The following is a 13,594-nucleotide window of genomic DNA, read 5'->3' on the forward strand; positions in this document are numbered from 1 at the left end:
TATTACCCTTTACTCTTGTTGTAGACGTCGAAGAACACGGCGGCGAGCAGCACCAGGCCCTTGATGACCTGCTGGTAGTCGATGCCGATGCCCATGATCGACATGCCGTTGTTCAGCACGCCCATGATGAAGGCCCCGGTCACGGCGCCGACGATCTTGCCGACCCCGCCCGACATCGACGCGCCGCCGATGAAGACCGCCGCGATGACGTCGAGTTCGACGGCAAAGCCGGCCTTGGGCGTGGCCGTGTTCAGCCGGGCGGCAAAGATCAGCCCGGCCAGGGCGGCCAGCAGGCCCATGTTGACGAAGGCCAGGAAGGTCAGCCGTTCGGTCTTGATGCCCGACAGCTTGGCGGCCTTCTCGTTGCCCCCCAGCGCATAGATCCGCCGGCCCAGCGTCGTGTTCTCGGTGATGAAGGCATAGATCACCGTCAGCACCAGCATCGACACCAGCACGTTGGGCAGGCCGCGGAACTCGGCCAGCTTGTAGAAGATGAAGAGCAGGGCGCAGACGATGATGCCCGTGCGCACCAGGAAGAAGGGCAGGGGCTCGCCCTCGATGCCATAGCGCCGGTCACGGGCCCGGGCGCGCAGGCCCAGCCAGATGATCAGCATGGCCGCGATGACCCCGGCGGCCAGGGCCGTGCCGTTGGGCCGGCCGATGCCCAGGATGTCGGGGATGAACCCCGTCGACAGCAGCTGGAAGGATTTCGGGAAGGGCCCGACCGACTGGCCTTCGAGCAGCCACAACGACATGCCCCGGAAGACCAGCATGCCGGCCAGGGTCACGATGAAGGACGGGATCTTCCAATAGGCCACCCAGTAGCCCTGCCAGGCCCCGATCAGCGCGCCGACGACCAGGCAGACCGGCAGGGTCATGCCGACCGACCAGTCCCAGTTGACGATCATCACCGCGGCCAGCGCGCCGATGAAGCCCATGACAGACCCGACCGACAGGTCGATATGGCCGGCCACGATGACCACCAGCATGCCGAGGGCCATGATGATGATATAGCTGTTCTGCAGGAAGAGGTTGGTCAGGTTCACCGCGCGCAGCAGGGTGCCGTCGGTCATGACCTGGAAGAAGATCATGATCGCGATCAGGGCAAACAGCAGCCCGAATTCGCGCAGGTGGCCCAACAGGTAATGGGTGATGCTCGGCTGTTCGGCCGGCTTGTTCTGGTCCGCCAGGTCCATGGCTCTTTCCCCTCAGTCTTTCACGATGAGCGACATGATGCGCTCCTGGCTGGCTTCCTCGGCGGTGAGCTCGCCGACGAAATGCCCTTCGCCCATGACGTAGATCCTGTCGCACATGCCCAGCAGTTCGGGCATTTCCGACGAGATCATGATGACGCCCTTCCCATCGGCCGAAAGCCGGTTGATCAGGCCGTAGATTTCGAATTTCGCGCCGACGTCGATGCCGCGCGTGGGTTCATCGAGGATCAGCACCTCGGGCTCGGCAAAGAGCCATTTCGACAGCACGACCTTCTGCTGGTTGCCACCCGAAAGGTTGACCACCTTCTGGAAGACGCTCGGCGTGCGGATGTTCATCGCCTTGCGATAGCCTTCGGACACCTGGGTTTCGGCGGCTTCGGCGATCACGCCGTTGTTCGACACCGCGCCCAGGTTGGTCAGCGTGATGTTGCGCTGGATCGTCTCGTCCAGGATCAGGCCCAGCGACTTGCGGTCCTCGGTCACGTAGGCCAGCCCGGCGTCGATGGCCCGGGTCACGGTCGAGGTGTCGACCGGCCGGCCGTGCATCTCGACGGTGCCGGAAATGTTCTTGCCGTAGGACCGCCCGAAGATCGACATGGCCAGCTCGGTCCGGCCGGCGCCCATCAGCCCGGCGATGCCCACGACCTCGCCCGCGCGCACGGTGATGTTGGCGTCGCGGATCACCTGGCGGTCGGCATGTTCGGGGTGCCAGACGTTCCAGTCCTTGACCTCCATGAGCACCTCGCCGGCCCGCCGGGCCCGCTCGGGATAGCGGTGGGCCATGTCGCGGCCGACCATGTCGCGCACGATGCGGTCCTCGGTGATCTCGTCGGTGCGCGCGTCCATCGTCGACACGGTCGAGCCGTCGCGGATGACGGTCACGCTGTCGGCCACCCGGCGCACCTCGTTCAGCTTGTGGCTGATGATGATCGACGTCACGCCCCGGTCCTTGAGCTCGAGGATCAGGTCGAGCAAGGCCTGGCTGTCGCTTTCCGACAGGGCGGCGGTGGGCTCGTCGAGGATCAGCAGGCGCACTTCCTTGGACAGGGCCTTGGCGATCTCGACCAGCTGCTGCTTGCCCACGCCCAGCTTGTCGATCAGCGTGCCGGGCGCTTCGCGGAGGCCGACCTTGGTCAGGAGTTCCTCGGTGCGGCGGAAGGTCTCCTGCCACTGGATCACGCCACCCTCGGCGATCTCGTTGCCCAAAAACAGGTTCTCGGCGATCGACATCAGGGGCACCAGGGCCAGTTCCTGGTGGATGATGACGATGCCCTTGTCCTCGCTGTCGGTCAGCGAGCGGAACTGGGCGATCTCGCCGTCATAGACGATGTCGCCGTCATAGGTGCCGGCCGGGTAGACGCCGGACAGGACCTTCATCAGGGTCGACTTACCGGCGCCGTTCTCGCCCACGAGGGCGTGGATCTCGCCGCGCCGGACCGACAGGTTGACCTCGTCCAGCGCCTTGACCCCCGGAAAGGTCTTGGTGATGGCGCGCATTTCTAGCAATGGCGGGGATGCGGGCTGCATATGGGTTCTCGGGGCTCCTGGTCGTGAAGCGGTTGAGATTTTTCTGGAAAAATCTTGGCCCGGGTCCGGCGGGTCGTCGGCGGGGCCGGGGGGATCGCGGGGCAGGGCCGGGTGGTGCCGGTCGGATGCCTGGGTCAGGCCGGGCGCATGGCCGGCCATCGCCCGCTTGATGTGCCCTGCCCGGGCCGCGGGGCGCCGGGCAGGGGACGGTCAAGCGAGGGAGGACGTCACTTGACCTGGTCTTCGGTGTAATAGCCCGAGTCGATCAGCACGCCTTCCCAGTTCGACAGGTCCACGGCCACCGGTTCCAGCAGGTAGGACGGTACTATCTTCATGCCGTTGTCGTAGGTCTCGGTGTCGTTGATCTCGGGCTCGCCGCCTTCCAGCACGGCATCGACCATGCCCACGGTCACCCGGGCCAGTTCACGCGTGTCCTTGAAGATCGTCGAATATTGCTCGTCGGCCAGCATCGACTTGACCGACGGCACCTCGGCGTCCTGGCCGGTCACGATCGGCATCGCCAGATCGCCCGAGCCATACCCCACGCCCTTGAGCGAGGAAAGGATGCCGATCGACAGCCCGTCGTAGGGGGACAGCACGCCATGGACTTCCTTGTCGGTGTAATGGGCCGACAGCAGGTTATCCATCCGCGCCTGGGCCACCGCGCCGTCCCAGCGCAGGGTGCCCACGGTGTCCATGCCCTGCTGGCCCGACACGATGACCACGTCGCCGCTGTCGATCAGCGGCTGCAGCACCGACATGGCGCCGTTGTAGAAGAAATAGGCGTTGTTGTCGTCCGGGCTGCCGCCGAACAGCTCGACATTGTAGGGCCCGTCGCCAAACCGCGCCTTCAGCCCGTCGACCAGCGATGTCGCCTGCTGCACGCCGACCTGGAAATTGTCGAAGGTGGCATAATAATCGACATATTCGCTGTCGCGGATCAGCCGGTCATAGGCAATGACCTTGATCCCGGCGAAATGGGCGTTTTCCAGCGCGTTCGACAGGGTCGTGCCGTCGATGGCCGCGATGACCAGCACGTCGACGCCCTTGGTGATCATGTTCTCGATCTGGGCCAGCTGGTTGGGAATGTCGTCCTCGGCATATTGCAGGTCGGTCTCGTAGCCGGCTTCCTGGAATTGCGCGACCATCGACTCGCCGTCGGAAATCCAGCGCGCGGACGATTTCGTGGGCATCGCGATGCCCACCGTGCCGTCGGCCAGAACCCCGGTGGCAAGCGCCATCACCGCCGTGGCCGAAGCCAGGATCGTTTTCAGTTTCATGAATGCCTCCCTTGCGCGCCCCGTTCATGAATCCGGCGGTCACGCGGTTTTCGATTGTGCGGGTCCTCCGAAACCCGGCCATCGGGTAGCGCAGCTTTACATGCCGATCAAATTACATTAACGCGCATCGACATAACGAAAACGGTAATTGGCTCTCTCATGGACCTGGCCCGGCGTCTCAAGCCCCACCACCTGCGCCTGATCGTCAAGATCGCCGAAAGCGGCAAGTTGCAGATCGCGGCGGCAGCACTGGCCATGTCGCAGCCGGCCGCCTCGCGCGTGCTGGCCGAGCTGGAAACCGATATCGGGGCCCGGCTTTTCGAACGTCATGCCAAGGGCATGGTGCCCACGCGCATCGGCGCGGCCTTCCTGCAGCATGGCCGGGCGATCCTGGGCACGATGGACAGCCTGGCCACCGAGGTCGAAGAGCTGAAGGAAGGCCAGGCCGGCGAGGTCCGCGTGGGCTCGGTCACCGGGCCGGCCGTGCAATGCCTGGTGCCCGCCGTGCAGGCCGTGCGGGCCTCGACCCCCGGGGTCGAGGTGTCGATCGAGGTCGGGCCTTCGACCGAGCTGGTGCGCGGGCTGGAAGAGGGCCGGTTCGAATTCGTCCTGGCCCGGCTGCCCCAGGATTACGACCCGCGCCAGTTCGACATCCTGCCGGCGCGCCATGAACATGTCTCGCTGGTCGTGCACGAAGACCATCCGCTGGCCGGCGCCCGCGACCTGGCCCTGTCGCAGCTCACGGCCTTCGACTGGGTGGTCCAGGAACGCGGCTCGCCGATCCGGGCGGCGGTCGAAGGCGCGTTCTTTGCCGCCGGCGTGCCGGTGCCCCCGGGGGTGACCAACAGCTCGTCGCTGCTGGTCATGCTGGCCCTGCTGGAAGACAGCCATGTCATCGCCCCGGTCTCCGACGAGGTTGCCGGCCTGCTGACCCGGCCGGGTATCGGCGCCCGGCTGCGCCGGCTCGATATCGCCCAGCCCATTGCCGTCACGCCCTATTTCATCATCCAGAGCCGCGCGCGCCAGTTCTCGCCGGCCGTCGAACGGGTCCAGGCCGAGGTGCTGGCCCGGCTCTGAGCCCGCGACACATTGAACCTCCCCGCGGCCCTGTGCTAGCGACACCGCAGGGAGGAGCGCTCATGACATTGGCAGTGGTAACCGGCGGCGGATCGGGGATCGGACGGGAAATCGCAAAGGCCCTGCGCCGCGAAGGCTACGAGGTCGCGGTGACCGTGCTGCCCGGCACCCTTGCGCCCGGCGATGACGGGCTGGGGGTGTTCCCCTGCGATGCCGGCGACGAGGCCCAGATCGAGGCGCTGTTCGACAAGCTGGCCGAGACCTACGGCCGGGCGCCGTCGGTCATCGTCAACAATGCCGGCATCCAGACCTGGTCGCCCCTGCTCAAGCTGTCGACCGAGGATTGGGACCGGGTGATCACCACCAACCTGCGCGGCACCTTCCTGAACACGCGCATCGGCGCCGGGCGCATGGTGGCCGAAGGCCGGTCGGGCGCGATCATCAACATCGGCTCGGGCTGCAACAAGCTGGCCTTCCCCAATCTCATCGACTACGGCGCGTCGAAGGGCGGGATCGAGCAATTCACCAAGAGCGCGGCGGCCGAACTCGGCCCCAAGGGCATCCGCGTCAATTGCGTGGCCCCCGGCGCCATCGAAACCGACCGCACCCGGCTTGAAACCGATGCCTATGCCGAGGAATGGGCCGCGCTGACCCCGCTGCGCCGGATCGGCACGCCCGAGGACGTGGCCGAAGCCGTGCTCTTCCTGGCCTCCGAACGCGCCGCCTTCATCACCGGCCAGACCCTGGCCGTGGATGGCGGCGTGTTCTCGCAGGCGCCCTGGCCCAGCTACGGCTAGGTCCGGGCGGCCAGCACCTCGCCGATGCGCTCCATGGCCCGGGCGATGTTGTCGGCCGAGTTGGCATAGGAAAACCGCAGGTAGCCTTCGCCCCAGGCCCCGAAGGACGTGCCCGAGACCGTGGCCACCCCGGCCGCGTCCAGGAACAGGTCCTGGGCCTCGGTCGAACTCAGCCCGGTGTCCTCGATGTTGGGAAAGGCATAAAACGCCCCGGCCGGATCGGCGCAGCGCACGCCGGGCAGGGCGTTGAGCGCCCCGACGATGATCTTCCGCCGGGCATCGAACTGGGCCACCATCTCCTCGACGGCATCCTGCGGCCCGGTCAGGGCGGCCAGCCCGGCGAATTGCGCCGCGGCATTCACGCAGGAATGGTCGTTGATGCACAGCCGCGTGACATGGTCGACGGCCGCCTCGGGCCAGACGGCATAGCCCATCCGCCAGCCGGTCATGGCATAGGTCTTCGACCAGCCGTCCAGCACGATCAGCCGGTCGCGGATCTCGGGATATTGCAACAGGCTGACATGTTCGCGCCCGCCGTAGAGCATGCGCGAATAGATCTCGTCCGACAGGATCGCCACGTCGGGCCATTCGGCCAGCCCGGCCACCAGCTTGTCGATCTCCGCCTGCGGGGTCACGCCCCCGGTCGGGTTGGCCGGCGAATTGATGATGATCAGCCGGGTCCGTTCGGTGATCTGGCCCAGCACGGCCTCGGCCGAAAAGGCAAAGCCGTTGGCCTCTTCCAGCGCCATCGGCACCGGCGTCGCCCCGGAATAGCGGATGACGCTTTCATAGATCGGAAAGCCCGGGTTGGGATACATGATCTCGGTGCCGGGCTGGCCGAACATCAGCACGGCAAAGAACATTGTCGGCTTGCCGCCCGGCACCACCACGACATGGTCCGGGTCGACCGCCGCGCCGTGGCGCGCCTCCAGGTCGGCCGCCACCGCCTCGCGCAGGGCGGGCAGGCCATTGGCCGGGGTATAGCCGTGATGGCCGTCGCGCAGCGCCTTGATGCCCGCCTCGACGATATGGTCGGGGGTGCGGAAATCCGGCTGGCCGATGCCCAGGTTGATGATGTCGCGGCCGCTCGCGGCCAGGGCCTGGGCCCGGGCCAGCACGACAAAGGCGGATTCGGTTCCCAGGCGTGACAGGCTGTCGGCAAAGATCATGTGGTGTGTCTCCCTTGGTCAGACGCCCCCTAACCGGAAACCGTCCAACCAACAAGCGCCCCCCTCGGGCCCGGCGCGCCACGCCCCTGCTTCTTCTTGGCCCAAATACCCTCCGTCCGTGTCGTTTGCCCCGCCGCCGGGCGCCGCACCGACGCCGGACAGCGCCCCATTGCCCCGAACCGCGCCGCCTAGCGCCGCGCCTGTGCTAGGTGCCGCACCGACGCCACACGTCACACCCCGCGGACGCCGCCCCCACAGCTCCCCGCGCAGCCTCAGACCCCGACGTAGCGCTCGACCAGCGCGTGATCGGCCCGCAGCACTTCGGCATCCAGCACCTCGCCGCCCCGGCCGTTCTCGATAAAGGCCACCCGGTCGGCCACCGACAGCACCGCATCCACCCGCTGTTCCACCAGCAGCACGGCAACCCCCTGCGCCCGCATCTGCACGATGACCTGCCGGATCGCCTCGATCATCGACGGCTGCAATCCTTCGGTCGGCTCGTCCAGCAACAGCGCCTTGGGCCGCAGGCACAGCGCCCGGGCCGTCGCCAGCATCTGCTGCTCGCCGCCCGACAGGGTCTCGGCCCTTTGCCGATAGCGCTCGCGCAGCCGCGGGAACAGCGCCAGCACCTCGTCCAGCACCTCCGGCCCCGATCCCCGTGCGCGCAGCCCGATCTCAAGGTTCTGCGCCACCGACAATTCCGCGAACAGCCGCCGCCCCTGGGGCACGTAGCCGATGCCCTGCAGCGGCACCTTGTGCGCCGGCAGGCGGCCGACGCTGGTGCCGTCGATCACCACGTCGCCCGACCATAGCGGCAGCAGGCCCATGATTGCCTTCATCGCCGTGGTCTTGCCCGCCCCGTTGCGCCCCAGCAGGCACAGGATCTCGCCGGCCCGCACCTCGAGCGAAAATCCCCGCAGCACCTGCGCCCGGCCATAGCCCGTGTCGATCTCCTTGAGCACAAGCATCATCCGGTCCCCAGGTAGGCCGCCTGCACGGCGGTGTCGGCATGGATCTCGCCGGGTGTGCCCTCGGCCAGGATCTGGCCGAAATTCAGCACGCTGACCCGGTCGGCGGTTTCCATCACCACCGACATGTTGTGTTCGATCAACAGGATCGTCGTGTCGCCGGCCAGGTCTCGGATCAGCCGCTTGAACCCGGACACCTCGGCATCCGACAATCCCTGGGTCGGCTCGTCCAGGATCAGCAACCTCGGCGCCTGGACCAGCCCCATGGCAATCTCCAGCAACCGCTGGTGGCCATAGGCCAGGTCGCCCGCCGGGGTCTCGTCCTGCCCGGCCAGCCCGACGCGCTCCAGCGCCGCGCGCGGCGCGACGTCCCGGTCACGGGCGGCAAGCCGGACGTTCTCGGCCACGCTCAGCCCGGCAAAGATCGAGGTGATCTGGAACGTATAGGCCATGCCCAGCCGGATGCGCCGGTGGGCGGGCAGGGCGGTGATGTCGGTCCCGTCGAACCGCACGCGTCCCGCCGTCGGCGGAATGCGCCCGCAAAGCAGGCTGACAAAGGTTGTCTTGCCCGCCCCGTTGGGCCCGATCAGTGCCCGCACCTCGCCCCGTTCCAGCGTGAAATCGACATTCTCCACCGCCTTCAGCCCGTGGAAATGCCGGGTCAGCCCCTGCGTCGTCAGGATCGGCCCGCCGCTCATGGCAGCCACCCCCAGCCCCGGCGCCGCAGCTCGCCGGCCAGCCCCTGCGGCGCAAACAGCGTCAGCGCCACCAGCACGATCCCGGCGATCAGCATGTAGGCCGTGGTGATCCCGCTCGACAGGTCGATCAGGTAGAACATGAACAACGTGCCGATGAACGGCCCGATGATCGTGCCGGCCCCGCCCAGCAGCACCCACAGCAGCGGAAAGATCGAATATTGCACCGAGGCGAAACTGGCCCCGGCATACCCGAAGAGCAGCCCATAGGCCGCCCCCGCCAGCGCCGAGATCCCGCCCGACAGCACCACCGCCCCCCATTTGTGGGCAAAGGTGTCATAGCCCAGCATCCGCGCCCGTTCCTCGTTCTCGCGGATCGCCACCAGCGTCCGCCCGAACCGCCGGCCGGTCATCCACAGCGTGCCCAGCAGGCAGGCCGAGAACAGCGCCCAGGCCGCGAGATACCGCCAGGTCGGGTCCGACAGGTCCAGCCCGCCCAGCATGCGCTGCGCCTGCTGGATGACAAAGCCCTCGTCGCCCCGCGTATAGGCCCCGAAATAGAGGATCGTCAGGTAGCCGGCCTGGGCGAACATCAGCGTCACGATCATGAACGCCACCCCGCTGGTGCGCAGCGCCAGGAGGCCCGACACACCGGCCACCACCAGCCCGGCCACCAGCCCGACGACCAGCGCCGCGCCGGCCCCCGCGCCGGCGTATTGCACCGACAGGGCCATGCCGTACATGCCCGCCGCGAAGAACAGCGCGTGGCCCAGGCTCAGCAGGCCGGTATAGCCGAAGAGGATGTTGTAGCCGATGGCATAGGTCGCCAGCACCATGATCCGCGCCAGGTTGCCGTGATGATAGGCCGGCAGCAGGAACTGCAGCGCAAAGAGCCCGGCCACCAGCCCCAGGTGCAGCACCAGCGACCGGCCGCGCCCGGGCCGCGCGCCGCTTTCGGCGGGCATCGCCTGGTCCGCCGCGCTCATGCCGCCCGGGTCCCGAACAGGCCCTGCGGGCGAAAGACCAGCACCGCCGCGACCAGCAGCGTGGCCAGGATCTTGGCCAGCGTCGGCGAGAAGAAGACCGAGATGATCCCGTCGGTCAGCCCGATGAACACCGCCGCCAGGATCGTGCCGGGCAGCGAGCCCAGCCCGCCGATGATCACCACGATGAAGCTCAGCAGCAGCGGATCGCCTCCCATCAGGTAATGCGCCTGCTGGATCGGCACGATCAGCACGGCGGCCAGCGCCGCCAGCCCCGCGCCCAGCCCGAAGACCAGCGCATAGACCCGCTCGACCGGGATGCCAAAGGCCAGGGCCATGTCACGGTCCAGCTGGGTCGCCCGCATCAGCAGGCCGATCCGCGTGCGCGTCAGCAGCGCCCAGATGCCCAGCAGCACGACCACCGCCGCCCCGATGACGGCCAGCTTGTAGGATGTCGTCGACAGGCCCCAGGGCCAGTACAGCGCCAGCCCGCCATCGGTCCATTCCACCCAGGGCAGGGCCAGCCGGGTGTTGAACGGCGGCTCGACCGGCCGGGCATCGGGCCCATAGGTCATCAGCGTCGCCTGCTGCAGGATGTAGAGCAGCCCGATCGTGGCCACGATGGTCCGCTCGGGATCGTATTCCAGCCGTTTCAGCACGGTCATGTCGGCCGCCGCGGCAATGCCCCCGACGATCAGCGGCGACAGCACCAGCGCCGCGGCAAAACCCCAGGCCGGAGCGCCGCCCACATGGCTGGCCACCCACCAGGCGATCACCGCGCCCAGCATGAAGAATTCGCCATGCGCCACGTTGACCACGCGCATGACACCGAAGACCAGCGCCAGGCCCGAAGCCGTCAGCGCCAGTACCGCCGCCGTCACCGCGCCTTCCAGCGTGGCCAGCAGAAGATAGGGTCCAAGTTCCATTCAATCCGGTCCGGCTGTGCCCGATGGCCCCGTCCTGTCGCCCGGCCATGGGGCCGGGGCGAACGGGTCAGGCCCCGCATCCCTGGCTCCCGCATCCTGCCGCGCCCCACCAGGGGGCGGGCCGGCGCAGGGGGCCGGGGCGCGGCTCAGAAGCTCTGCGTCGTGTAATCCACCTCGTCGGGATAGAGCGTGTCCTCGATCGACGTGGTGTGCACCTTCTTGAGCATCCCGTCCTGCAGCTGCGTGATGTACTGGTGGCCAAAGACCTGGTGGGTCTTGCCGTTGAACACCTTGGCCCCCTGGGGATGTTCGATGCTCGCGGGCATCTCGGTCATCGCCTCGACGGCCTCGATCAGCGCGGCGCGGTCGGCCGGGCCGGAATAGCCCGAGGCCTCCATGCCGGCCTTGACGATATGCAACGTCTCCCAGCAGCCGAACATGTGGGCATAGGTCGACACGTCCTTGGGATCGCTGATCGACGCGCCGCGCGCATCGACGCCCACCTTCTCGCGGTAGATCGTTTCGAATTCGCTCTGGTCGTCCTGGGCGTGGCGGGGCATGCCTTCCCAGAAATAGCTGCCTTCGAGGAATTCCAGCCCCGGCGAGCCGATGTTCACGGCCTCCAGCGAATCGATGAATCCGAACATCTGCGGCCCGTTCGGCCCGAAGAACTCGCCCAGCTCCTTGACAAAGGTCAGCACGGCCGGCCCGACCATGACGTGGTAAAGCACCTCGGTGTCGCGCGGGATCTTGGGGAAATACTTGGTGAACGACGTTTCGGTCGGCGGGATGGCGATATGTTCCAGCACCTCGCCGCCATTGGCTTCGATCGCGGCGGTGAAGTAATCGCGGTGGTCATGGCCAAAGGCGAAATCGGGGAAGACCATCGTGACCTTCTTGCCCAGGTTCTGGGCGATGAAGGGGGCCATGGCCTGGACCTGGCTCTTCACGTCGGTGATGCCCGGTTGCAGCGTGTAGCGGTTCAGCATGCCCGAGGCCACGTGATGGCCTTCGGAGACCACGAAATAGGGCATCTTCAGCTCGCCCGCCCGGGGCGCCGAGCCGATGACCACGTGGGAAAACAGCGTGCCGAAGGCGATGTCGCAATTGTGCTGGTTGGCGAATTTCTCGACCACCTCGGCGCCGCGCTTGGCGTCGGTGCCGTCATCCTCGGCGATGATTTCGACGGGGCGGCCGTTGATGCCCCCGGCCTCGTTGATCATCTGCACAGCGGCCTGAGTGGTGCGGTCGTACCAGCGCCCGTAGGCCGCGCCGATGCCCGTGCGGTGCACCTGGAACCCGATGCGGATCGGCTCGGCGGATTGCGCCCCGGCATAGCGGGCCCACAGCGGCAACGATGCGGCGGCGCCCAGTCCTGCGAGCGCGCCGCGCCGGGTCAGCTTGGTGGTCGTGTCGGTCATCGTGCGGTTTTCCCCTGTTGGTCCCGTGTCTTGCCCGAGCCGTGCCCCTTGGCCGGCCCCCGGTTGGTTTCGCCCCGGCGCCGGTGGTCGGCCCCGGTCCGTCCCCGGTGTGGGTCCCGCCTGGGCGCTGTCTGGCTCTTCGGCCCAGAGCCTGCGTCGCGACCGCCCGGCTGTCCACTGTTTTCCTCACAGACCCCGGGGCGAGGCCAGCAGCCAGAGGCCGAAAAGCGTGTAGGCGATCATGAAGAGCGCAAGCGGGGCCTGGCTGAGCACCGCCCGGCGCGGGCTGCCCAGGGCGCGCAGGGCCAGGGCATGGGCCAGCAGGATGGCCAGTACATGGCCCAGCACGACGGCCCCGGCCTGGGTCAGGAAAATCGCCCGCACCGAACCCTGTTCGTTGAAGAACCCGGTGGTGACGTAGAACCGGCCCAGCCCCAGCAGGTTGGCCCCCCGGGCCAGCGGATCGTTGAGCACGGCCAGGGCGTATTGCGCCTCGACCAGGGCGGCGGTCAGGTAATGGGCCAGGTGATAGCCCAGGGCGATGGGCAGCAGCGACGGCGCGAAAAGCCGGAACGCCGCGCCCGTGGTCATGTCCGCGCGGGCCAGCCACAGGCCCAGCCGCAGCGTGGCGGCAAAGATGGCGACCAGGGCGACATTGGCCAGGGCCAGCCCGCCCAGGCTGGAGCCGATCACCGCCGAACGGCCGGGAAATTCCAGGGGGTTGATGCCGATCCGGGCGAACCACCAGAAGGTCTCGTTCAGCCCGTCGAAACTGCCGGTGCCCAGCAGCACGACGCAGAACAGGGCCAGGGACAGCGGCATCTGAGGCCCGCGCAGCACCCGCCAACCGGGCAGGCCGATGGCGAGGCGGCCGCGGTCGCGGGCGACAAGCGCGATCCGGGCATAAGCCCGCATCAGGACGGTCAGCGCCTCGCCACGCACCAGCCAGGCCGTGCCGAAGGCCGCCGTGCCGGCCAGGGTGATCGCCGCGTAGACCCCGGCATAGCCGGCCAGCCGGGCCGGATCGGACGGCGCGATATCGGCCAGCAGGATGGCCGCAAAGCCCAGGAACCCGGCCAGTGCCGGCAGGTGGCCCAGCCGGCGCGGATAGCGCAGCGGCGCCCGGCCCAGCAGCCAGCGCAGCCCGGCCGCCGGGGCGACCCAGGGGCTGGTCCAGCGCCAATGGTTGCCCAGCACGCCCTGGGCCGTGACCAGCCCGATCCAGAACAGCGTCCAGACCAGCAGCGGCAGTGGATTGGCCAGCGGATCGCGCGGCCCGGCCCGCCCGGCCCACAGAGCCAGCCCCAGCACCCCGGCCGAACCCGCGCTGGTCAGCAGCCGCAGCGGCAAGCGCGGCCGGGGCCATGGCGAAAAACGCAGCAAGGGCAGGGGCCGGAACACCGCCCGGGCCGGTCCGGGCGGCAGCACGACCAGCAGCAGCACCGTGGCCAGCACGGCCAGAACCCCGCCGGTGATATAGAGATCGGTAGGCAGCAGCAGCACAAAGCCACCTTCGCCGGCATGCGCCCGGGCTGGC

The 13,594-nt window shown here is 68.0% G+C and carries 12 protein-coding genes; 2 read left to right on the forward strand and 10 right to left on the reverse strand.

The window, feature by feature from the left end:
* Positions 1-2: 2 nt before the first annotated feature.
* The 3 genes from mmsB to chvE form a co-directional block, all read right to left on the reverse strand.
* A complete protein-coding gene (gene mmsB / locus ACK3BB_RS12030; RefSeq protein WP_428924883.1) occupies positions 3-1,196 on the reverse strand; it encodes a multiple monosaccharide ABC transporter permease in 1,194 nt (397 codons plus the stop codon).
* Positions 1,197-1,208: 12 nt separating this feature from the next.
* Positions 1,209-2,741: a multiple monosaccharide ABC transporter ATP-binding protein gene (gene mmsA / locus ACK3BB_RS12035; RefSeq protein ID WP_428924884.1), complete on the reverse strand. Its 1,533-nt coding sequence runs from the start codon at positions 2,739-2,741 to the stop codon at positions 1,209-1,211.
* A gap of 227 nt (positions 2,742-2,968) precedes the next feature.
* A complete protein-coding gene (gene chvE / locus ACK3BB_RS12040; RefSeq protein WP_428924885.1) occupies positions 2,969-4,021 on the reverse strand; it encodes a multiple monosaccharide ABC transporter substrate-binding protein in 1,053 nt (350 codons plus the stop codon).
* Between the two features lie 159 nt (positions 4,022-4,180).
* On the opposite strand from chvE, the gene ACK3BB_RS12045 reads away from it, so the two are divergent.
* The gene (locus tag ACK3BB_RS12045) at positions 4,181-5,098 is read left to right on the forward strand and encodes a LysR family transcriptional regulator (RefSeq protein WP_428924886.1); all 918 of its coding nucleotides are present in this window, start codon (positions 4,181-4,183) and stop codon (positions 5,096-5,098) included.
* A 62-nt stretch (positions 5,099-5,160) separates the two neighbouring features.
* Complete coding sequence (locus ACK3BB_RS12050) at positions 5,161-5,895, forward strand: SDR family NAD(P)-dependent oxidoreductase (protein ID WP_428924887.1); 735 nt, start codon at positions 5,161-5,163, stop codon at positions 5,893-5,895.
* On the opposite strand, the gene ACK3BB_RS12055 is transcribed toward ACK3BB_RS12050, so the two are convergent.
* The 7 genes from ACK3BB_RS12055 to ACK3BB_RS12085 form a co-directional block, all read right to left on the reverse strand.
* Positions 5,892-7,064: a pyridoxal phosphate-dependent aminotransferase gene (locus ACK3BB_RS12055; protein WP_428924888.1), complete on the reverse strand. Its 1,173-nt coding sequence runs from the start codon at positions 7,062-7,064 to the stop codon at positions 5,892-5,894. The two genes, ACK3BB_RS12050 and ACK3BB_RS12055, sit on opposite strands and share 4 nt — an antisense overlap.
* A 272-nt stretch (positions 7,065-7,336) precedes the next feature.
* Complete coding sequence (locus ACK3BB_RS12060) at positions 7,337-8,032, reverse strand: ABC transporter ATP-binding protein (protein WP_428924889.1); 696 nt, start codon at positions 8,030-8,032, stop codon at positions 7,337-7,339.
* Positions 8,032-8,730: an ABC transporter ATP-binding protein gene (locus ACK3BB_RS12065; RefSeq protein WP_428924890.1), complete on the reverse strand. Its 699-nt coding sequence runs from the start codon at positions 8,728-8,730 to the stop codon at positions 8,032-8,034. The genes ACK3BB_RS12060 and ACK3BB_RS12065 overlap by 1 nt, the downstream gene beginning before the upstream one ends.
* Positions 8,727-9,713 (reverse strand): branched-chain amino acid ABC transporter permease, encoded by a 987-nt coding sequence (locus tag ACK3BB_RS12070; protein ID WP_428924891.1) that lies wholly within the window; start codon positions 9,711-9,713, stop codon positions 8,727-8,729. The genes ACK3BB_RS12065 and ACK3BB_RS12070 overlap by 4 nt, the downstream gene beginning before the upstream one ends.
* Positions 9,710-10,636 carry a branched-chain amino acid ABC transporter permease gene (locus ACK3BB_RS12075; RefSeq protein ID WP_428924892.1) on the reverse strand — a complete coding sequence of 309 codons (927 nt, stop codon included), beginning with the start codon at positions 10,634-10,636 and terminating at the stop codon, positions 9,710-9,712. The genes ACK3BB_RS12070 and ACK3BB_RS12075 overlap by 4 nt, the downstream gene beginning before the upstream one ends.
* A 146-nt stretch (positions 10,637-10,782) precedes the next feature.
* The gene (locus ACK3BB_RS12080; protein WP_428924893.1) at positions 10,783-12,057 is read right to left on the reverse strand and encodes an ABC transporter substrate-binding protein; all 1,275 of its coding nucleotides are present in this window, start codon (positions 12,055-12,057) and stop codon (positions 10,783-10,785) included.
* Between the two features lie 186 nt (positions 12,058-12,243).
* The gene (locus ACK3BB_RS12085; RefSeq protein ID WP_428924894.1) at positions 12,244-13,560 is read right to left on the reverse strand and encodes a hypothetical protein; all 1,317 of its coding nucleotides are present in this window, start codon (positions 13,558-13,560) and stop codon (positions 12,244-12,246) included.
* Positions 13,561-13,594: the final 34 nt, after the last annotated feature.

The organism is Marinibacterium sp. SX1, from assembly GCF_050389775.1.
Taxonomy (GTDB): Bacteria; Pseudomonadota; Alphaproteobacteria; order Rhodobacterales; family Rhodobacteraceae; genus Marinibacterium.